The 20,550-nt window shown below is 67.7% G+C and carries 16 protein-coding genes and 1 tRNA gene; 16 read left to right on the top strand and 1 reads right to left on the bottom strand.

All coding sequences use genetic code 11. The features are described 5' to 3' along the window. Nucleotides 1–22: 22 nt before the first annotated feature. From OXK16_15195 to mazG, 12 genes are all read left to right on the top strand, one after another. A complete protein-coding gene (locus tag OXK16_15195) occupies nucleotides 23–1,240 on the top strand; it encodes an NAD(P)/FAD-dependent oxidoreductase (protein ID MDE0377287.1) in 1,218 nt (405 codons plus the stop codon). A 176-nt stretch (nucleotides 1,241–1,416) separates the two neighbouring features. Further along, on the top strand, nucleotides 1,417–2,604 hold the full coding sequence (gene ugpC / locus OXK16_15190) for a sn-glycerol-3-phosphate ABC transporter ATP-binding protein UgpC (GenBank protein MDE0377286.1): 1,188 nt from the start codon (nucleotides 1,417–1,419) through the stop codon (nucleotides 2,602–2,604). 198 nt (nucleotides 2,605–2,802) lie between these two features. After that, nucleotides 2,803–4,128: an NCS2 family permease gene (locus OXK16_15185; GenBank protein MDE0377285.1), complete on the top strand. Its 1,326-nt coding sequence runs from the start codon at nucleotides 2,803–2,805 to the stop codon at nucleotides 4,126–4,128. Between the two features lie 67 nt (nucleotides 4,129–4,195). Continuing rightward, nucleotides 4,196–5,215: an adenosine deaminase gene (locus tag OXK16_15180; protein ID MDE0377284.1), complete on the top strand. Its 1,020-nt coding sequence runs from the start codon at nucleotides 4,196–4,198 to the stop codon at nucleotides 5,213–5,215. A gap of 118 nt (nucleotides 5,216–5,333) precedes the next feature. Then, nucleotides 5,334–5,990 (top strand): 50S ribosomal protein L25, encoded by a 657-nt coding sequence (locus tag OXK16_15175; GenBank protein ID MDE0377283.1) that lies wholly within the window; start codon nucleotides 5,334–5,336, stop codon nucleotides 5,988–5,990. A gap of 138 nt (nucleotides 5,991–6,128) precedes the next feature. Next, nucleotides 6,129–6,701: an aminoacyl-tRNA hydrolase gene (gene pth / locus OXK16_15170; GenBank protein MDE0377282.1), complete on the top strand. Its 573-nt coding sequence runs from the start codon at nucleotides 6,129–6,131 to the stop codon at nucleotides 6,699–6,701. 56 nt (nucleotides 6,702–6,757) lie between these two features. Then, nucleotides 6,758–8,254 (top strand): glycerol kinase GlpK, encoded by a 1,497-nt coding sequence (glpK, locus tag OXK16_15165; GenBank protein ID MDE0377281.1) that lies wholly within the window; start codon nucleotides 6,758–6,760, stop codon nucleotides 8,252–8,254. A 109-nt stretch (nucleotides 8,255–8,363) separates the two neighbouring features. Next, on the top strand, nucleotides 8,364–8,951 hold the full coding sequence (gene pgsA / locus OXK16_15160; protein ID MDE0377280.1) for a CDP-diacylglycerol--glycerol-3-phosphate 3-phosphatidyltransferase: 588 nt from the start codon (nucleotides 8,364–8,366) through the stop codon (nucleotides 8,949–8,951). Continuing rightward, complete coding sequence (locus OXK16_15155) at nucleotides 8,948–9,919, top strand: NAD-dependent epimerase/dehydratase family protein (protein ID MDE0377279.1); 972 nt, start codon at nucleotides 8,948–8,950, stop codon at nucleotides 9,917–9,919. The genes pgsA and OXK16_15155 overlap by 4 nt, the downstream gene beginning before the upstream one ends. Before the next feature lie 60 nt (nucleotides 9,920–9,979). Then, a complete protein-coding gene (gene mfd, locus OXK16_15150) occupies nucleotides 9,980–13,363 on the top strand; it encodes a transcription-repair coupling factor (GenBank protein MDE0377278.1) in 3,384 nt (1,127 codons plus the stop codon). A gap of 250 nt (nucleotides 13,364–13,613) precedes the next feature. Then, nucleotides 13,614–14,561, top strand: a complete 948-nt coding sequence (locus tag OXK16_15145; protein ID MDE0377277.1) for a peptidylprolyl isomerase — start codon at nucleotides 13,614–13,616, stop codon at nucleotides 14,559–14,561. Next, nucleotides 14,516–16,021: a nucleoside triphosphate pyrophosphohydrolase gene (gene mazG / locus OXK16_15140; protein MDE0377276.1), complete on the top strand. Its 1,506-nt coding sequence runs from the start codon at nucleotides 14,516–14,518 to the stop codon at nucleotides 16,019–16,021. Before OXK16_15145 ends, mazG begins: the two co-directional genes overlap by 46 nt. 489 nt (nucleotides 16,022–16,510) lie before the next feature. Here the strand turns inward: mazG and OXK16_15135 are convergent, their stop codons facing one another. Next, complete coding sequence (locus OXK16_15135; GenBank protein ID MDE0377275.1) at nucleotides 16,511–17,872, bottom strand: HNH endonuclease signature motif containing protein; 1,362 nt, start codon at nucleotides 17,870–17,872, stop codon at nucleotides 16,511–16,513. A gap of 171 nt (nucleotides 17,873–18,043) precedes the next feature. Here OXK16_15135 and eno point away from each other — a divergent pair, with 171 nt between their 5' ends. The 4 genes from eno to OXK16_15115 all read left to right on the top strand — a co-directional run bounded on the left by eno (nucleotide 18,044) and on the right by OXK16_15115 (nucleotide 20,408). Further along, nucleotides 18,044–19,318: a phosphopyruvate hydratase gene (eno, locus tag OXK16_15130; protein ID MDE0377274.1), complete on the top strand. Its 1,275-nt coding sequence runs from the start codon at nucleotides 18,044–18,046 to the stop codon at nucleotides 19,316–19,318. A 1-nt stretch (nucleotide 19,319) separates the two neighbouring features. Then, nucleotides 19,320–19,715: a septum formation initiator family protein gene (locus tag OXK16_15125; GenBank protein MDE0377273.1), complete on the top strand. Its 396-nt coding sequence runs from the start codon at nucleotides 19,320–19,322 to the stop codon at nucleotides 19,713–19,715. Further along, nucleotides 19,708–20,229 carry a DUF501 domain-containing protein gene (locus tag OXK16_15120; GenBank protein MDE0377272.1) on the top strand — a complete coding sequence of 174 codons (522 nt, stop codon included), beginning with the start codon at nucleotides 19,708–19,710 and terminating at the stop codon, nucleotides 20,227–20,229. Before OXK16_15125 ends, OXK16_15120 begins: the two co-directional genes overlap by 8 nt. Nucleotides 20,230–20,323: 94 nt before the next feature. Beyond that, nucleotides 20,324–20,408: transfer RNA gene (locus tag OXK16_15115), tRNA-Leu, on the top strand. Nucleotides 20,409–20,550: the final 142 nt, after the last annotated feature.

The following is a 20,550-nucleotide window of genomic DNA, read 5'->3' as shown; positions in this document are numbered from 1 at the left end:
CCTCCTAGCATCCTCCACCGACATGAACACGGTGGATCTCGTCATCATCGGGGCCGGACCCGCAGGCGCCGCCACGGCCATCCGGGCCGCCCGCCAAGGTGTCAGGACGGTGGTCTTCGACCGCGCTCCCTACGGCCGCGACAAGGTGTGCGGCGATGGGCTCACCCCCCGGGCCGTGGGCGCCCTCGAAGAGCTGGGCATCGACCTCGGCGCCTTCCACCCCGTCGAAGGCCTGCGGATGATCGCCGGAAAGACCGAGCGGATGCTGCGCTGGCCCGAGACCAGCCGCTTCCCGGCTCACGGAGCGGTTCTGCCCCGCCGCAAGCTGGACGCCGCCCTGGTGGACGCCGCCACCGAAGCGGGCGCTCGCGTGGTCTGGGATACCGAGGCCCTACCCGTTTTCGAGGGTGACGGAGTGGTGGGGGTCGAAGCCGGCGGGCGCCTCTGGAGGGCGGGAATGGTGGTGGCCGCCACCGGGGCGCCCGGCGCCGCCGCCCGGCTGCTGGGCGCCACCCGGGTGGCCGGCGAGCCCTACGGGGTGGCGATCCGCAGCTATGCGGCCTCCCCCCGTCACGCCGAGCGCTACATCGAAGCCTGCCTGACCATGCGCGACCCCGACGGCAACGCGGTGCCTGGATACGGCTGGATCTTCCCGGCCGGAGACGGGACGGTCAACATCGGCGCCGGGTCGCTATCCACGATGAAGCACTTCAGCCGCCTCAACCTGAACTCCCTGCTCGACTCCTACCACGCGCAGGTGCAGGATGCCTGGGCGCTCGGGCCCTACCTGGAGCGCCCGCGGGCCTGGCGCCTTCCGATGAGTTCCGTCCGCAGGCACGGTCCGGGATGGGTGGCGGTGGGCGACGCGGCCGGACTCGTCAACCCGATGAACGGCGAGGGCATCGACTACGGGCTGGAATCGGGCATCCTCGCCGCCGACCTGTTCGTGGAGGACCCGGTCTCGGCGCCCGAGCGGTACGACCGGGTGGTGGGCGAACGCTTCGACGCCTTCCTGCGCACCGGCCGGCGGTTCTCCCTGCTGATCGGGCATCCCGCCATCCTCAACGCCGGGTTGCGGGTAGCGGTCGGCACCCAGGCCATCGCCCGCATCACCTTGCGGGTCATGGGCAACCTGGTGGATTCGGAGACGCCGGGCGCGGCGGGAAGGGTGCTGGGCGCCACCGACCGGATCCTGGCGCTGGCCGAGCCGTTGCTCAGGAGAACGCGAGCACAGCGCTAGCTGCCAGTTATGACAAGACGATCTAACCGGGATCCACCAACCAGGAATCCAGAACACCGGCCACTGGCCACTGACCACTGACCACTTCAGGGGTGACTCCGGGTTCCGAGTCCTGTTCCCGCACCTTGCTGACCGGGTGGGTGGTATGGTCGAAGGCGCTCACGAGAGGACCGGAGATGGCGGGAATCACATTCGATGCGGTCGGCAAGATCTATGGCGGCGAGACGCGGGCCATTGCGGACGTGTCCATCGACATTGCCGACGGCGAGTTCGTGGTGCTCGTGGGACCATCCGGTTGCGGCAAGTCCACCCTGTTACGGATGGTGGCCGGTCTCGAGGACATAACCGAGGGCAAGATCCTGATCGGCGACCGGGTGGTCAACGACGTGGCTCCCAAGGACCGGGACATAGCCATGGTCTTCCAGAACTACGCCCTCTACCCGCACATGACGGTGCGGGACAACATGGCCTTCGGCCTGAAGCTGAGAAAGACCCCCAAGAAGGAGATCGAGGAACGGGTCGGCGAGGCGGCCCGCATCCTCGAGATCACCGACTACCTGGACCGCAAGCCCAAGGCCCTGTCCGGCGGCCAGCGGCAGCGGGTGGCCATGGGCCGGGCCATCGTGCGGGAGCCGGCCGCCTTCCTGATGGACGAGCCCCTCTCCAACCTGGACGCCAAGCTGCGGGTCCAGATGCGCTCGGAACTCGGCCTCCTGCACTCCCGCCTCGGCACCACCACCCTCTACGTGACCCACGACCAGGTGGAGGCCATGACCATGGGCGACCGGGTGGCGGTGCTGAAGGCGATCACGGGCACCGAGACCAACCTCCAGCAGATAGCGTCCCCGCGGGAGCTCTACGACCATCCCCGCAACCTGTTCGTGGCCGGATTCATCGGCTCGCCCGCCATGAACTTCGTCTACGCGACGGTGGGCTCCGACGGGACCGCCACCACGCTCGACTTCGACGGCCACAGCCTGGCCGTGGACTCCGGCGACCTTCCTGACGGACTGGCGCAGTCGTCCGGGCGCGAGATCGTGGTCGGGGTGCGACCCGAGGCCTTCGAGATCAGGTCGGCGGCCGGGGCGGGCGGGAGCGCTATGACCGTCACCGCTTCCCTCGTGGAACAACTCGGCTCCGAGGCGTACGTCCACTTCGCGGTGCCGGTCCGGCCGGTGGTCACCGCCGACATCGAGGCCTTGCTGGCCGAAGAGGGTACGGATGCCGATGCGTTGGGCGACGAGACCAAGTTCACCGCCCGGGTCAACCCCGACCACGCTCCCCGCGTCGGAGAGTCCGCCGAGTTGGTGGTCGACACCACCAAGCTGCACTTCTTCGATCCGGAAACGGGCGACGCCCTGTAGGGAGAACGGACACTCCCGGCCGCTGGCCGGAGCCCTCCCTCGCGGCCTTCTTCCTCCGGATAATCCAGTGCCCGCGCGCGGGTGATAGGTGTCGCCTCGCCGGGATCATTAGCGTTTTCCCCGGCGCGCTGCGAGTGCTTGCACTAACCTGGAGAGGAGGTCAGGTCGAGCATCGACCTGACTCTGAAGGGAGGAGAAATGGCCCAAACGGGACTTGACAGTTACTTCAAGGTCTCCGAACGCGGATCCTCAGTAGGCACGGAGGTCCGGGCAGGAGTCACCACTTTCCTGGTAATGGCCTACATCCTGTTCGTCAACGCCGACATTCTCGGCGCCACCGGCCTCGATCCGGTTGCGGTAGCCGCCGGAACGGCCCTGGTGGCCGGAATCCTGTCCATCGCAATGGGGGTGATCGCCAACCATCCGATTGCGCTGGCTGCAGGGCTGGGAATCAACGCTGCAGTGGCGTTCGGCCTGGTGCTGACCGACGGGTTGACCGCGGAAGGCGCCATGGGCGTGATCCTGTGGGAGGGCATCCTCGTCACCATCCTGGTCGTGCTCGGCCTGCGGGAGGCGGTGATGGCCGCCATCCCCGACAGCCTGAAGTACTCCATCGGGGTGGGGATCGGCCTGTTCATCCTCTTCATCGGCCTGGTCAACGGAGGCCTGGTACGCCAGGGCGGCGCCATCGTGGAGTTCGTGTTCCCGAACTCGTACTCCGCCGGCACCACGCTGGTCGGGGTCCTGATCGCCTTGGTGTTGATGGCCCGTAAGGTGAAGGGTGCGATGATCATCACGATCATCCTCACCACCATCGTGGCGTTGATCCTGAACGTGATCGACCTGCCCTCCAACCTGTCGGCCAGTGTCAGCTTCTCGACGATCGGTGCTGTGGACATGGGGAACGTGTTCGCTGAGATGGGCGCGCTAGCGGCCATTCTCACGATCTTCACCTTCATGCTGACCGACTTCTTCGACACGATGGGAACCGCCACCGCGGTCTCCGAGCAAGCCGGACTGACCGATAAGGAAGGCCGGATTCCCAAGCTCCGCGAGCTGCTCTTGGTGGACTCGCTGGGCGCAGCACTCGGTGGACTGTGCGGGGTCAGCTCCAACACCAGCTACATCGAGAGCTCTGCGGGAGTAGCCGAGGGAGGAAGGACCGGCCTGACGTCGGTGGTTACGGGCGTGCTGTTCCTTGTAGCCATCGTCCTGTCGCCCCTGGCACTGCTGGTACCCAGCCAGGCCACGGCTCCGGTTCTGATCCTGATCGGATTCCTCATGGTCGGGCTGTTGAAGAAGATCGATTTCACGGATATGGAAGAAGGGCTGCCGGCGTTGCTGGCCGTCATCCTGATGCCGCTGACCTATTCGATCACGGTGGGAATCGCGGCAGGGTTCCTGACGCACACCCTGATCAAGGTCGTGAAGGGCAAGGCCGCCCAGGTCCATGTCCTGATGTGGATCGTCTCCGCTGCGTGCCTGATCTACTTCCTCCAGGACTGGCTCGGCGCCTACCTCTGATCCACCCACCTTTGACTCCGGAGAGGGCGCCGTCAGGCGCCCTCTCCCTGTTCCCGGGGGTCGGGTCATGACAGATATGGAGCGGTTCGTCCGGGGGCTACCGAAGTCGGAGCTGCACATCCACATCGAGGGCACCCTCGAGGCGCGGATGATGTTCGACCTGGCCCGACGCAACGGGGTGACCTTGCCGTACGGCTCGATCGAGGAGGTCGAGGCGGCCTACGCGTTCGCGGACCTGCAGTCCTTCCTCGACATCTACTACGAGGCCGCCGCGGTGCTCCGGACCGAGGCCGACTTCGCCGATCTGATGGCCGCCTACCTGGCCCGGGCGGTGGCCGACGGGGTACGCCACGCCGAGATCTTCTTCGACCCCCAGACCCACACCGAACGGGGCATCGACATGGGGACGGTGATCCGGGGATTCGTGAGCGCCCAGCGGGACGCCGCACCGGACATCACCTCCACGCTGATCCTGTGCTTCCTCCGGCACCTGCCCGCCGAGGCGGCGGTCGAAGCCCTGGAGGCGGCCCGGCCCTACCTCGAGCACGTCCAGGGTGTGGGCCTCGACTCCGGCGAGAAGGGCAACCCGCCGGAACTGTTCGCCGAGCCCTACCGCATGGCGGTCGCGGCCGGGCTCATCCCGGTCGCCCACGCCGGTGAGGAAGGTCCGGCCGGATACATCCGCTCGGCCCTGGACGTCCTGGGCGCCCGGCGAATCGACCACGGCGTGAGGGCCGGCGATGACCCGGAACTGGTGGATCGCCTCGTCCGGGAGCGGGTACCCCTGACCATCTGCCCCCTGTCGAACCAACGGCTCCAGGTATTCCCCGACCTCCGCAGGCACCCCCTCAAACGCTTCATGGACGCAGGGGTGCTGGTGACGGTGAACTCGGACGATCCGGCCTACTTCGGCGGCTACGTGGGCGACAACTACCTCGCGATCGCCGAAGCCCTCGGGTTGACCCGGACGGACATGGTCCGGCTGGCCAGGAACTCGATCGAGGCAACCTTCCTTCCGGACGACCGCAAGGCGACCCTCCAGGATGAGATCACCGCCTACGTCAGCGCCGATTCGGCGAGCCTTTGATGACAGACCACCACCACCGCTATCCTTAGCATGCCTGCCGCCCGTCCAGGGCGTGTGTTTTCATGGCGGGCCCGGTCCGGCGGTTGCCCGCCCCCATCCGTGTTCTCGAGGAGTTGCCATGTCCAACGTCAAACTGCGCGCCGAGACCGGCCGCGAAACCGGTACGAGAAGCTCCCGCAGGTTGAGGAGCCGGGGCATGGTGCCCGCCACGTTCTACGGTCGGGGCTCGGACGCTCTCTCGGTGGCGGTGAGCGCCCGTGACCTCCGCTCGGCGCTGACCACGGAGGCCGGACTAAACGCGGTGATCAACCTCCAGATCGGAGAGGAGACCCACACCTCCCTGGCCCGCCAGCTCCAGCGCCATCCCACCAGGGGAGACATCATCCACCTGGACTTCCTCAAGATATCCCTCACCGACGAGGTCGAGGCCGTGGTGGCCATCGAGCTGATCGGGGATCAGGCCGCGATCCGGGAGGGAGGAGGCATCCTCGAGACGATCGCCAACACGGTGACCGTTCGGGCGCTCGTGACCGCCATCCCGGAGTCGATCCATGCCGACATCTCCGGCCTGGGAGTAGGCGACACCCTGCGCGTGTCGGACCTTCCCACTCCGAGCGGGGTCGAGTACCTGGACGATCCGGACCAACCGATCCTGGTGGTCAGCCTCCCGGCCATCGCCCAGACCGAGGAAGAGGACGAGGAGGAAGACGAGGGTCTCCTGCTGGTCGGCGAGGATGGCGAAGGCACGGAGGCCGGTACCGAACAGGAAGCCTGACGGAGGTACTGAAGAATGTCCGGTTGGCCCGATAGTCGGAAACGAAATCCCAGGTAGACGTATCGCGGGCCGGCCCATCCCCGTCTCTTTCAGCACCCTCCCACCGGTCAGGCCCTTGTACCGCCGTGAGCGACAGCAATGCCGGTGATCGTGGGGCTCCATAACCCTGAGCCTGCCTACTCCGGCACGCGCCACAACGTCGGGGCCGAGGTGGTCGCCGTCCTGGCGCGGCGGTCGGAGAGCCGGCTGCGACGGGGACCCCGGCGGGTCCGGTGCCGGGTGGCCCGGGCGCGCATCGGAACCGAGCCCGCGTTGCTGGCCCTCCCGAACGCCTCGATGAACGTGACCGGGCCACCTGTCCGGGCATTACTCAGCTACTACAAGGTGAAGCCGCAGGATCTGCTGGTCATCCATGACGACATCGATCTGCCCTTCGGCCGGCTCCGGCTACGGCCGGGCCGTAGCCACGGCGGCCACAACGGGGTGCGGTCGATAGTCGGATCGCTCGGAACCACCGACTTCTGGCGTCTCAAGCTCGGCCTCGGGCGCCCGCCCGGACGCATGGACCCGGCCGCCTACGTTCTGAGCCGGTTCTCCGCCGTAGAACGCGAGGATGTCGACCATCTGGTGGCCGATGCCGCCGACGTGGTGGAGAAGTTCATGACCGATCCCGAAAGAGCCATGGAACTCGCCGGCGGCAGGCGGCCCTGACCCGGATGCGGCATTGGCGGTTCCATCCACTCGGGCCAGGGTAAGGAGGTAAGCACATGGTGCGATTGGTGGGGGCTATCGACCAGGGGACCACGAGCACCCGCTTCATGGTCTTCGACCACGACGGTGCGGTAGTGGCGTCCGCCCAGGAGGAGTTCGAGCAGATCTACCCCCGGCCCGGCTGGGTGGAGCACGACCCGGCGGAGATCCTCGCCTCCGTGGAGAGCGTGGTCACTCGGGCCCTCTCCCAGGCGGGCGTGGCGACCCGGGACCTGGTGGCGGTCGGGATCACCAACCAGCGGGAGACCACGGTGGTCTGGGACCGCTCCACGGGCACACCCCTCGCCAACGCCATCGTCTGGCAGGACACGAGGACAGCTCGGCTTTGCCGGGAACTGGAGGCCGGCCACGGCATGGACCGCTTCCGGGCCGCCACAGGCCTCCCTCTCGCCACCTACTTCAGCGGCCCCAAGGCCAGGTGGCTCCTCGACCATGTGGACGGGCTGGCGGAGCAGGCCGCCTCGGGACGGGCGGCGATGGGAACCATCGACTCATGGCTGCTGTGGAACCTCACCGGCGGTGTCGCCGACGGCCGGCACGTCACCGACGTCTCCAACGCCTCGCGGACCATGCTGATGGACCTCGACACCCTGACCTGGAGCGACGAGTTGCTCGCCGCCATGAGGATCCCGCGCGCCATGATGGCCGAGATCGTTCCCTCCATCGGCAGGGTCGGGCTCGGAACAGGGGTCCTCGAGGGGGTTCCCATATCGGCCATCCTGGGCGACCAGCACGCCGCCCTGTTCGGGCAGACATGCTTCCTCCCGGGCGAGGCCAAGAACACCTACGGGACCGGCTGCTTCCTGCTGATGAACACCGGCGAGACGATGGTCCCCTCGACCCACGGACTGCTCACCACGATCGGGTACCAGATCGCCGGGGAAGCACCTGTGTACGCGCTGGAGGGCTCCGTCGCGATCGCCGGCGCGGTGGTGCAATGGCTACGCGACAACCTCGGCATGATCTCGACCGCGGGCGAGGTGGAGACCCTGGCCGCCTCGGTGGAGGACAACGGCGACGTGTACTTCGTGCCCGCCTTCTCGGGCCTGTTCGCGCCCCACTGGCGCTCGGACGCCCGAGGGGTGATCACCGGCCTGACCCGCTTCTCGACCCGGTCGCACATAGCCCGCGCCGCCCTCGAGGCGGTGGCCTACCAGACCCGGGAGGTGCTGGAGGCGATGCAGACCGACTCGGGCGTGACGCTGAGGGAACTCCGGGTCGACGGGGGCATGGTGGTCAACAACCTGCTGATGCAGTTCCAGGCCGACATGCTCGATGTCCCGGTGGTGCGTCCCGGAACGGACGAGACCACCGTTCTCGGCGCCGCCTACGGGGCCGGGCTGGCCGAGGGCTTCTGGCGTGATCTCGACGATCTGCGGTCCCGTTGGCGCGAGGCCAACCGGTGGCAGCCCGACATGACCACCGCAGAACGAGAGATGCTGTACGACAGATGGCGCCAAGCGCTGGAACGCTCGCTGGACTGGGCGGGTTAATGGTCTGTCTGCGAAACAGCCAGGCGTGCTCTGGCTGCCATCGGCGTCCCGTCGCTGCCGACGCCATACCACACCCGTTCCACAGACAGACCACTGGCGCGGTGTAGTGTTGCCGCGGGGAGGTAGTCCTATTTCGATTCCTGACCTGCTCGCTCTCTTCCGGGTCATGTGCGTTCCCGCCATCATCGGCCTGGTGCTGGCCACCGAGCACACCACCGGTCGGTACCTCTTCGGCATCGCCACCGTGCTGGTCATCCTCGCCGGTCTCAGTGACGCCCTCGACGGCTACATCGCCCGGCGCCAGGGCATCTCCTCCACAATCGGCGCCTTCCTGGACACCACCGCCGACAAGATCCTGGTAAGCGGCGTGCTGATCGCCCTGGTCTCCGTGGACCGGGCATCGGTGTGGGTGACGGTCATCATCATGACCCGCGAGTTCGTGGTGATGGCCATCCGGAGCGTGGTCGCCATCGACGGAACGCTGGTTCCGGCGTCGGTGGCCGGCAAGACCAAGGCCGCCGTCCAGTTCTTCGCGCTCGGGTTCGCGATGATGCGATTCCCCGACCCGTGGGGACCGCTCTACTTCGACGAGTACTGGATGTGGTTCGCCGGCACGGTGACGTTCGCTTCGGGCTGGGACTATGCCGTCAAGTTCCGGCAGGCGATCCGCCACGCCGGACGAACCGCGGATTCGTGACCGTCCTGGTCACCGGCGGCACCGGCGTGGTCGGGCAGCCGGTGATCCGCCGGCTGGTGGAATCCGGCCGGGAGGTGAGGGGTCTGGCCCGCTCGGAGAAGGCGGCGTCGGTTGTGGAAGGACTGGGCGCCGAACCGTCGGCGGGCGACATCGAGGACCCTGATTCCCTGGTCCGGGCCATGTCGGGTTGCGAGGTGGTGTACGACATCGCCGGGCTGGTGTCCTTCTGCCCGGCTGATCCGGCCGCCCTCTACCGGATCAACGTCGAGGGCACCCGGAACGTGGTGAGGGCTGCCCGCCGGGCCGGAGTCAGGCGTCTGATCCACACTTCTTCGGTGGCGGCCCTGGGAGAGAGACCGGGAACGGTCGGGGACGAGTCCACGCAGCACACCGGTCGCTACGCCAGCCACTATGCCCGGTCCAAGCACCAGGGAGAGTTGGTGGCGCGCGCCGAGGCGGGGGACATGGAGGTGGTGGTGGTCAACCCATCCTCCGTCCAGGGCGGGGGTCGGACGACCGGTACCGGCAACCTGCTGCTCCAGGCGGTGAACGGGCGCCTCAGGTTCCTGGTGGACACCCCCATCTCGATCGTCGACACCGAGGATTGCGCCCGGGGCCACATCGCCGCCGAGCAGCGAGGAGTCGCCGGCCGGCGCTACGTGCTGAGCGGTTTCACCATCACCCTCCGCCAGGCCTGGGATCTGCTCAGCGAGCTGACCGGGCGTCGTCACCCGGTCACGTTCCTGCCCAGGCCCTTGCTGGTTCCGCTGGGCCCTATGGCCGACCTCATCGGGCGGCGGGTCCGTTCGGTTCCCATCTGCCGGGAGACCGTGCATCTGATGCGCTACGGCGCCAGCTACGACGGTTCCCTCGCCGCCCGGGAGCTGGGATTGGAGTATCGATCCGCCCGCCAGACCTTCGCGGGTGCGCTCGACTCGTACCGGGAGGCCGGTCTCACCGACGCCTGACCCGGCCCGGTAACGAGCCGGCCTCCCCTCCGGAACACGGGCCGGGTACGATGGTCGGTCGTGCGCGCACCCCTTTCCACGCTCCTGGATCGCTGGCGCCACGCCCACCTACCCCGGCCTCCCGACCGGTTGGTGGTGCCGGTGGCAGCCCGGGCCATCACCGTCGCCGGGCTGGCCGGATCGGCCCGGGGGCCGGTCGTGGTGGTCGTTCCATCCGATCCGGAAGCCGAGAACCTCGCGTCCGACCTCCGGCTGTTTACCGACGACGTACTCCTGTTCCCGTCCTGGGAGACCCTGCCCTTCGAGCACGTCTCCCCCAACCTGTCCACCATGGCCTCGCGGTCGGAGGTCCGGGACCGGCTGTCGGGTGGTCCTCGCGGCCTGGTGGTGGTCGCCTCGGTGCGATCCGTCATCCAGCGGGTCAGCGGGTGCTCCACCGGCCCGGTCGTGGTGAGATCGGGGACCGAGGTGGCGTTCGAGCCCCTGGTCAGCCGCCTCGACGCCAACGGCTACACCCGCACCGACCGGGTCGAGGCGCGAGGAGAGTTCGCCGTGCGGGGCGGCATCCTCGACGTCTTCCCGGCGCAGGCCGAACTACCCGTCCGGCTCGACTTCTGGGGTGATCAGGTCGACGAGATCCGGGTGTTCTCGATCGGGTCCCAGCGCTCCACCGATTCGGTCGACGAGTTACGGGCCTATCCGGCCCGCGAGCTCCGCCCCGACCCCGAGGTTCGGGAGGCAGCCCGGGACCTCTACCACCGCCTCCCGTGGGCGGCCTCGATATGGGATCGGTTCGCGCAGGGGCTCCGGTTCGCCGGGATGGAGTCCTGGCTCCCGTGGCTGGCCCCAGCCCGCTGCTTCCTGGACGAGATCCCACCTGCGGCCACCACCGTCCTCCTCGACCCGGTCCGGATGAGAGCCCGGGCCACGGACCTCGCCGAGGAGGAGCAGGACCTGGCCGAGGCCCTTGCCGGAACCTGGGGAGAGGGCTTCCCGGTCGACCAGGACCGGCCGGCCCTGTTCCTAGACCTCGACCGCTCCCTCCCCGGCAAGGTGCTGGAGTGCCCTCCCCTGGCCGCCTCCCCGGCTGACCGAGGCATCACGGTGGGCCACTGGGAGGCTCAACCCGGTGATCGGGAATCGGTCACCGCCGGGCTGTTACGCCTACGGCTCGCCGGTACGGACGTGGTACTGGCCATGGACGGCGCCCCGGCCGCCAACCGGGTGGCGGACGTCCTGAGGGAGAACGGCCTGGACCTGCCGGTCATCGAGCGGGTGACCGGGCCGGTCCGCTCGGGAATCCTCGCCGAGGGCATCCACACCGGAGTCGTGCTTCCATCCCTGAAGCTGGCCGTGCTGGGCGAGCGGGAGATACTGGGTCGCCGCCGAGCCCATCGCCGCCCCGTCGCCCGCCGCCGGACCGCCTCCGGATATGAAGACCTCGAGCCCGGCGACTACGTGGTCCACCGCCACCACGGGATCGGGCGCTTCGACGGGCTGATCAGCCGGACCATCGCCGGGGTGGAGCGGGACTACCTCCTGATCGTCTACGCCAGGGATGACCGTCTGTACGTGCCCACCGACCAGTTGACGGCGGTTCGCAAGTACACCGGCGGGGAGTCCCCCCGTCTCAGCCGGATGGGAGGGCGCGACTGGGCGGCCACCCGGAACAAGGTGCGGCGTGAAGCCTCGGTCCTGGCCGACCACGTGGTGGCGGTCCACCGGGCCCGGGCCGCGGCCAAGGGCCATGCCTTCGCCGCCGACACTCCCTGGCAGCGCGAGATCGAGGCCGCTTTCCCCTTCGAGGAGACGGCCGACCAGTTGACCGCTATCGAGGACGTCAAGAGGGACATGGAGTCCCCGCTCCCCATGGACCGCCTCATCTTCGGCGACGTAGGCTTCGGAAAGACCGAGGTCGCCCTGCGGGCCGCCTTCAAGGCGGTGGCGGACGGGTACCAGGTTGCCATGCTGTGTCCCACCACGCTCCTCGTCCAGCAGCATTTCCAGACCTTCTCGGAGCGCTTCGCCGCCTACCCCCTCCGGGTCGAGATGCTGAGCCGTTTCCTCACCCCCGCCCAGGCACGCCGGGTGGTGAACGGCCTCGAGAGCGGGCAGGTGGACATCGTGATCGGGACGCACGGGCTGCTGTCCGACCGGGTGAGGTTCCGCAGGCTGGGCCTCCTGGTCGTGGACGAGGAGCATCGCTTCGGCGTCAAGGCCAAGGACCGCATCAAGGCCATGAGGACGGACGTGGACGTGATCACGCTGACCGCCACCCCCATTCCCCGTACCTTGGAGATGGCCCTCACCGGGATCCGGGACGTGAGCCACATCCGCACCCCACCCGAGGATCGGCACCCGATCCTCACCTTCGTGGGCCCCTATGACCCGCGGGTGGTGTCGGCGGCGATCCGCCGGGAAATGCTCCGCGACGGCCAGGTCTTCTACGTCCACAACCGGGTGCGCTCGATCGACCACGCCGTGGCCCGGCTCCGGGAGTTGGTACCCAATGCCCGTTACGGAGTGGCCCACGGCCAGATGAACGAAGGCACCCTCGAGCAGATGATGCTCGACTTCTGGGACCACCGCTACGACGTGCTGGTCGCCACCACCATCATCGAGTCGGGACTCGACCTGCCCCAGGTCAACACCCTGATCGTGGAGCGGGCCGACCAGCTGGGCCTAGCCCAGCTCCACCAGCTCCGAGGCCGGGTGGGACGATCGGGAAGGCGGGCCTACGCCTACCTGTTCCATCCCGAGACCACGCTTTCGGAGACCGCCTACCGCCGCCTGGAAGCCGTGGGTGAATCCAGCGATCTCGGATCAGGGCTCCAACTCGCGCTGCGCGACCTGGAGATCCGGGGAGCGGGCTCGATCCTGGGCGAGGTGCAGTCGGGCCATATCGCGGCGGTGGGCTTCGACATGTACGTGGAGCTGGTCTCGGAGGCGGTCGCCGAGAGGATGGGCACCGAGCCCGCCACCGAGGCCATCAAGGAAGTCCGGATCGATCTGCCGGTCGACGCGCATCTACCCGAGGACTACGTATCCGACCAGCATGCGAGGCTCGAGGCGTACCGCACCCTGGCGGTGGCCGTGTCCCAGGAGGACGTGGCCGACGTGGCGCTGGAATGGCGCGACCGCTACGGCCCGCTCCCCGATGAGGCGGAGCGGCTGCTCGACATGGCCCGCCTGCGGGTCGAGGCCATCAGGGTGGGGATCGACGAGATCGTCCAGTTCCGCAGGGAGGTCCGCCTTGGCCCGGTTCGCCTCAGCCAGTCGCAGGAGATCCGGCTCGACCGCCTGGCGCCGGAAGCCATCCTGAACGCCACCGAGGAGAAGCTGTTCCTGCCCAAGCCCGGGTATGTGGATGCCCTGCCCTTCCTGCTGGCCTTCCTCACGAGGATGTGGCCCCCGCCCGCCGATACCGAGGACGGGCGGTCCTAGAAATGCGTCCGGAGAATCAGGGCTACCATCGTTAGTGGTCTGTCTGCGCAACGGCGGCGTGGTATGGCGATGGCAGCGGCGTTCCTCGCAAGGCCCGCTGACGAAGGCGTACCCGCAGCGGTACGTCAAGGAAGCGGAACGCAGCGACGGGACGTCGATGACCGCCAGAGCACCCGGCTGTTTCGCAGACAGACCACTACTAACCGCCTGGGCGCCGGAACCGGATTGCGTCCTTAGGAAGGAGACAAGGTTGCTAAACCTCATCACCGGACGCCGGGGAACCCGGGTCCGTCCGGCCTTCCTCGCGTTCGCGTCGTTGGCAGCGGCTCTCCTCGTAGCGTGCGGGAGCACCGGCGAGGTGGCCACGGTTGACGGCGAACCGATCACCTTCGACGAGGTGTCCGTCTTGATCCCCGATGCGGGCGACACGGTTGACGTCGCCCGCTTCGCCAACTCGCTGATGCTGGTGGTGGCCGACCGGGTGATGTCCTCGCAGGCCGAGCAACAGTTCGGCGTGGTCCGGACCGAGCAGCAGATCGACGCCAAGCTTGGAGAACTGCTCCTGCAAACCGGCCTCACCGCCGAGCAGATCTACGAGACCTACGGCCTGACCGAGGCCTCGCTCCGTCTCATCGCGGCACAGGAAGTCACCGCCGAGCAGGTGGCGCAGGAACTCGTGGCCGGCGCCGGTCCCCCCGCCGAAGAGGAGCTGATGGCGATCTACGAGGCGTCGCTCGGTGAGCTCAGCCAGGTCTGCGCCGCCCATATCCTCCTCGAGACCGAGGAGGAAGGCAACGCCGCCTACGACCGCGCCGTGGCAGGAGAGGACTTCGGCGCCTTGGCGATGGAGTTGTCAACCGGGCCGAGCGGCCCCAACGGGGGCGACCTGGGGTGCTCCTCCCCTGCTACGTACGTTGCCGAGTTCGCCGCCGCCACCCTCGAGGCCGAGGTGGGCATCCCGTTCGGACCGGTCCAATCCAACTTCGGTTGGCACGTGATCCTGGTGAACGCGCGGACTGTTCCCGCATTCGAGGATGTCCGGGAAGGGCTGGCCGAGGACCTGCGGCTGTCGGACGGTAACCGGCGATGGGTGGAGTGGCTGACCAATGTCCTCACGGAAGCAGAAGTCACCGTAGAACCCGAGTACGGAACGTGGACGACCGACCCGAGCCCCAACATCATCCCGCCGGAATCCTGAACGAAGCCCTGTTCGTCGCCGGCCTCGGGGCCGGAGATCTCTCCCGGACTCCCGCCGGGGTCCGGGCGGCATTACTGGATCCCGATCGCCGGGTGATCCTCCGCACCGGGCAGCACCCCGCCGCCGCCCAGTTGGCGCAGAGGCGCCGGGTGACCACCTGTGACGACCTCTATGACGCCGGCGAGACGTTCGACGAGGTGTACGAGGCCATCGTGTCGAGGGTGCTGGCGGCGGCGGAGACGGGCCCCGTGATCTACGCGACGCCGGGTAGCCCGCTCTACGGGGAACGCACCGTCGCCGAACTGAGAGCGCGCTGCCGGGCCGCGGGCCGGCCGGTCGAATTGCTACATGCCCCCTCGTTCCTCGACGAGGTGTTCTCCGCCCTTCAGCTGGACCCAACCGAGCGCGGCTTCACGGTACTGGACGGCCGGGACCTGCCGGATCCCCTGATGTTGCACCTGCCGACGGTGGTGTTCCAGGTGGACACCGGACCGGTTCTCGACGAGGCGCTGCGCCGGCTCGGACGCACCCTCCCCGAAGGCACCCCGGTAACCGTGCTGTCGGACCTCGGCACCGAGAAAGCCCTGGTCCGTACCTACCCGATCGGCGACGTCCCCGCCGATGCGGCTGGTGCGCGCACCAGCCTGTTCCTCGACCCTCCCGAGACCGGCCTCGTCGGGGCCATCCGGGCGATGCGCCGGCTGAGGACGGAGTGTCCATGGGACCGGCGGCAGACCCACTACTCGCTCACTCCATACGCCCTGGAGGAGACCTTCGAGCTACTGGAGGCCATCGGCCGGCTCCCTCACGGCGCCCCCGGCGGGGATGAGATCGACTACGTGGCCTACCACGACGTGGAGGAGGAACTAGGCGACGTCCTCCTGCAGGTGATCTTCCATTCCAACCTCGCCTCGGAGACGGGGGCGTTCGACGTCGAGGACGTGGCCGAGACCCTCCGGCGCAAGCTGGTGCGCCGCCATCCTCACGTGTTCGGCACCCTCGGGGTCCAGGACGCCGAGGAGGTGATCGCCAACTGGGTGGAGATCAAGGCGGGCGAGAAGCATCGTGAATCGCTGATGGACGGCGTGCCGAGCGCTCTTCCCGGATTGGACCGGGCGGTCAAGCTCCAGAAGCGAGCCGCCCGGGTGGGGTTCGACTGGCCAGACGCCCGTTCGGTGGTAGGCGACGTGGAGGAGGAGATCGCCGAGCTGGTCGAGGTGATAGACCAGGGCGAGGAAGCTCGCCCGGAGGACGCCGACCACGAGCTGGGCGACGTGTTGTTCGCGGTGACCAACCTGGCCCGGCACCTAGGCGTGCCACCTGAGCTGGCACTCCGCAAGGCCGTCAACCGCTTCGAGACCCGTTTCCGCCGCATGGAGGAACTAGACGACCTAGCCGCCGCCGACCTGAACCGCCTCGACGCCCTGTGGGAAAAGGCCAAACAAGAGGAACGCCACTAGCCGTCGGGTAACCATCGGAGGCTCAGGGGGACCGAATCGTTTGCACCTCTGTCCTGTGTCAGGAACATTCCTCCCGCCAGGCCTACGAATCCGGCCGGCTCTCCCACCCGTGGCGCGACCGTCCACCGAACACACTGACCCGGGAAACGAGCATGACTCCCGTTATAGCGTGTTGACGATCCGATACCGCAGGTAGGCACGGCACGCTCAGCGGTGAGCCTAGAATGAAATGCCGACAGGCGACGGAGCTTACCGTCGCCTGTCGTACCGTTTGGAAGGTATTGCCTGTTGGACAGGACAGGGTTTCAGGGACCCTCGAACGCTAGCAGACCCTAGCGTTGCGGTTCGATTCCGCTACCTTGCGCTCACCGCAATCCCCTCAAGCATAACTCCACCCCCTCCGCCCCCGTACACCACAAGAATGGACTCCACTCGGCGCGGGCGATCGTGATTCGTCGCGTGGGTGATGCGAATCGGAGAGTCTGGGGGTCACGGTGGGGCTCGGTTGATCTTGGCGAGGGCCCGAAGTGCGGCGAGGGTGTAGGGGTCGGGGGGTGGTGGCCGGTAGCCACAGGCCCTGCGCTCGGGTAGCAGGCGCCTGCGGCGCGGTGGGGATTGGGGATCGATCCGCATGCCTCGGCGATGGACAGCCACGTGGTGGTGCCACCAGCACAGGGTGGTGAGGTTCTCGGGAGAGTTATCACCGCCTCTGGATCGCTCGAGGATGTGGTGAACATCCAGCCGGTAGGTGGAGCTGCACCCGTCGATGGTGCATCCATCGTCGCGGGCGAGGACAGCCCGCCGCAGACCGGGCCGGATGGTCGAGGTGGATCCGTGACGGTTGATGTCCTGTCCGGTCACCGTGATGTTCTCGATGCGGCCGGAACACTGGATCAGGTCCACGGTGCCGGGACCGACCCGGCCTCCTGCCAGGACGGAGACGCCTTGCTCGAAGCCCGACGCCTCGGCGATGGGATTGTTGGCCACGACCATGAGCAGGGGTTCGCGCCGGCTGCGCGGCGATGGGGTGCCGGGCACGGCCGCCGGAGCGACCTGGGGGTGCTTGTCCAGTTCGTCCTGGCATAGGGTGGTGAGGGCCAACGCCCTGCGTTGCCCTGGGTCAGGCCGTTCCTCACCGGCCGGGACGAGCGCCTCGCCCCTGCGGTTGAGGGCCTCTCGGCATATCTCCGCCTCGAAGGATCCGAGGCGGCCGTTCATGCGTACGTGGGAGCCATCCAGGGAGGGCTGGAACGCTACGTACTGGCCCTCGAAGATCCGCCGCTCGTCATCGCGGGTGATCTTTCGCATCTGCTGGACGATCCGTCCGACCGAGTTGAGGTCCAGGTCCCGGGTCCGGGCTATCTCCTCAGCCGATGCTCCGGCCTCCCGCAGGCGGGTCTCCTCCAGGACACGGACGTAGGAGACCTCGCCCCGGCGTATCCGATCGATGTCGCTGGTGTCCAGCCGCTGGGCCAGGTAGACCAGGTCACGGGCGGTGGAGCGATGGACATCCATGCGTGAAGCCACCAGATCGACCGGGTTGCCGTACCCGAGTCGGGCCGCGCTGTAGCGCCGCAGCATGCTCTTGACCCAGCCCAGCTGACCACCTCTGGCCCGGCTGACTGCGGCCTGCTCCCGAACCAACGCAGCTTCGGCCTTGGCGTCCTCGACATCGGGAGTTAGATGGCCACGGCCCTCGACCATGTGGCGAGCGCGGTCATAGGCGTCCTGCCGCTCCTTCTGGTAGCGGGTCATGAACATGCCGGCATGCGATCCTCGGACGTCGGCGGTGACCGCGGGGTTTGCTTGGGCCGGGTCGGCCTCGGGGTAGTCGAGCAAGTAATCGAACATATGTTCGTATCATACACCATGGGTGTGACATAAACCAGCTGGAACCATGCTAAGAAGTATGTAGCTGTGGCTTCTTGCCGCGATTCTGATATAGAGGCGGCGCCAGCCATAGATGCACGGAGTTGGCGGCTTATCGTGATAAGTTAACGGGCCAGTCTCAAGGGAGCATCGGTGGCCACGACCATCACTACGGTCCGTGCTAGGCAGATTCTCGATTCACGCGGAAACCCGACCGTTGAGGCCGAGGTGGGCCTTACCGGTGGCGCCGTGGGTCGGGCCGCCGTTCCCTCCGGCGCCTCCACCGGGACCCTCGAGGCGGTCGAGCTGCGGGACGGGGACGCTGCCTACGCCGGGAAGGGCGTGGCCCGAGCCGTATCGAACGTCAACGACATCCTGGGACCGGCGGTGATCGGGCACGACGCCACCGAGCAGCCGCTCATCGACCAGGTCATGATCGATCTCGACGCCACCACCAACAAGGGTCGGATGGGCGCCAACGCCATCCTGGCGGTGTCACTCGCCTGCGCCCGCGCCGCCGCCATCCAGTTGGAGATACCGCTGTTCCGTTATCTGGGCGGCCCCTCCGCCCAGGATCTACCGGTTCCCCTGCTCAACGTGCTCAACGGAGGCGCCCACGCCGCCAACCCGCTGGACGTCCAGGAGTTCATGGTGGTCCCGGCCGGCCTGCCCTCGTTCTCCGCCGCTCTCCGAGCCGGCGTCGAGGTCTACCAGACGCTCAAGAAGGTCCTTTCCACCCGGGGCTTGAGCACCAACGTGGGCGACGAGGGAGGGTTCGCGCCCAACCTGTCCGACAGCCGGGAGGCTCTGGACCTGCTGATGACCTCCATCGAACGGGCCGGGTACCGGCCGGGTGAGGAGATCGCACTGGCTCTGGACGTGGCCGCCACCGAGTTCCACCGCGATGGCGCCTACCAGTTGGAGGGACGTTCCCTGGACGCGACCGGTATGGTCGACTTCTACGAGGAACTGGTGGATACCTACCCGATCGTGTCCATCGAGGATGGACTGTCCGAGGACGACTGGGAAGGCTGGAGCCTGCTGACCGAGCGGCTGGGGAGCCGTTGCCAACTGGTCGGGGACGACATCTTCGTCACCAACCGCCTGATCCTGCGCCAGGGCATCGACCGGGGCGTGGCGAACGCGGTTCTCGTCAAGGTCAACCAGATCGGGTCGCTCTCCGAGACCCTCCACACCATGGAGATAGCCCGGGGCGCCGGATACGGCAGGGTGGTCTCGCACCGCTCCGGAGAGACCGAGGACACCTTCATCGCCCACCTGGCCGTGGCCACCAATGCCGGACAGATCAAGACCGGAGCCCCGGCCCGCTCGGAACGAACCGCCAAGTACAACGAGCTGCTCCGTATCGAGGAGCGGCTGGGAAGCCAGGCCCGCTACCCGGGCCTGTCGCTCTACGGAGGCGGCTGAGGTGGAGGCCCGCCAGCGCCGCGGCGTCCTCCTTCCCCTGATAATGCTGGGGATAGTGCTGGTTGCGGCCGTGGACGTGTTCCCGATACGCCAGTTGGTGGCGCTGAACGGTGAGGCCGCGGATCTCCGCGTGCAACTGGCCGAGATCCAGGATCAAAACGCTCAGCTGGAGCGGGAGGTCGAGCTGCTGCACTCCCCCACCGAGATCGAGCGCATCGCCCGCGCCGACTTCGGTTACGTGAATCCCGGAGAGACCAGCTACGTGGTCATCATGAGCGACGAGCCACTCAACCACGAGCCTTTGCAGGGCGGGTCGGGCGAGGTGGTGCCCGAGTCCGGCGGCTTCTGGGAAGCGCTCTGGGACTTCCTCACCGGCCGCGACATGAGCAATGGATGAGCGTCAGGTCGTAGCGGCACAGATCGGCCGGCCATCGAGAGCCGAGATCACCACCCTCTCCCGTTGCCACCTCGACCTCCCGGTTGTCGTCCGGGTGCCCCCGGTACTGGAGGACGGCACACCCTTCCCGACCCTGTACTGGTTGACGTGTCCCCTGGCCGTGAAGCGGATCAGCCGTCTCGAGAGCGGCGGCGGGGTCAAGGCGCTGGACCGGCGGGCGGACCGGGTCGCTGCCTTCGGCGCCGCGCTGGATGCAGCCCACGCCCGTTACGCCGCCCAGCGGGACGCCTTATTGCCCGAGGGCACTGAACTGCAACCCCGGGGAGGAGTAGCCGGCGCCACCAGCGGGGTCAAGTGCCTGCATGCCCACTACGCCGACACCCGAGCCGGCAACGCCAACCCGGTGGGCGAGCTGGCATCTCCCTGGGTGGAGCCGCTCGACTGCCCCGTTCCCTGCGTGATCGAATCCGAGGGCAAAGCCGCCAGGAACCCCGGCTGGATCGAGCCCCGCTGAGCGATCAACCGAAAGGGACCCGCCCGAGCCGCCGGATCGGTGCGAGAATGGGAACCGGGAAGGCGCACGGACAGACAAAGCGCGCTCCCCCTTGGCCCGGGTGACGGAATCGGTAGACGTGGCGGACTTAAACTCCGCTGCCCCTAAGGGGCGTGTGGGTTCGAATCCCACCCCGGGCACTTGGTTCCCTAGTGGTTCTGTTGGTTTCTGATTGTTTCAGAACCACTCAAAGCACCAGGTCACAGGTAATTCCTGAAACTTCCACCCACCGAGTCACGTGCGTTGGCACGGCGTCGGTTGTTCCTTGACAACCCGTCCCGT

It is taken from the genome of bacterium (genome assembly GCA_028821235.1).
Classification (GTDB): domain Bacteria; phylum Actinomycetota; class Acidimicrobiia; order Spongiisociales; family Spongiisociaceae; genus Spongiisocius.
The sequence above is the reverse complement of the archived record's forward strand: the minus strand, read 5'-3'. Positions and strand labels throughout refer to the sequence as shown.

Bases quoted from the DNA above. Each gene is read 5' to 3' on its own strand.
- pth (MDE0377282.1), top strand. From the start codon at position 6,129: ATGCCGGTGATCGTGGGGCTCCATAACCCTGAGCCTGCCTACTCCGGC.
- glpK (MDE0377281.1), top strand. From the start codon at position 6,758: ATGGTGCGATTGGTGGGGGCTATCGACCAGGGGACCACGAGCACCCGC.
- ugpC (MDE0377286.1), top strand. From the start codon at position 1,417: ATGGCGGGAATCACATTCGATGCGGTCGGCAAGATCTATGGCGGCGAG.
- OXK16_15185 (MDE0377285.1), top strand. From the start codon at position 2,803: ATGGCCCAAACGGGACTTGACAGTTACTTCAAGGTCTCCGAACGCGGA.
- OXK16_15180 (MDE0377284.1), top strand. From the start codon at position 4,196: ATGACAGATATGGAGCGGTTCGTCCGGGGGCTACCGAAGTCGGAGCTG.
- OXK16_15120 (MDE0377272.1), top strand. From the start codon at position 19,708: ATGGATGAGCGTCAGGTCGTAGCGGCACAGATCGGCCGGCCATCGAGA.
- OXK16_15195 (MDE0377287.1), top strand. From the start codon at position 23: ATGAACACGGTGGATCTCGTCATCATCGGGGCCGGACCCGCAGGCGCC.
- OXK16_15135 (MDE0377275.1), bottom strand. From the start codon at position 17,872: ATGTTCGATTACTTGCTCGACTACCCCGAGGCCGACCCGGCCCAAGCA.
- OXK16_15175 (MDE0377283.1), top strand. From the start codon at position 5,334: ATGTCCAACGTCAAACTGCGCGCCGAGACCGGCCGCGAAACCGGTACG.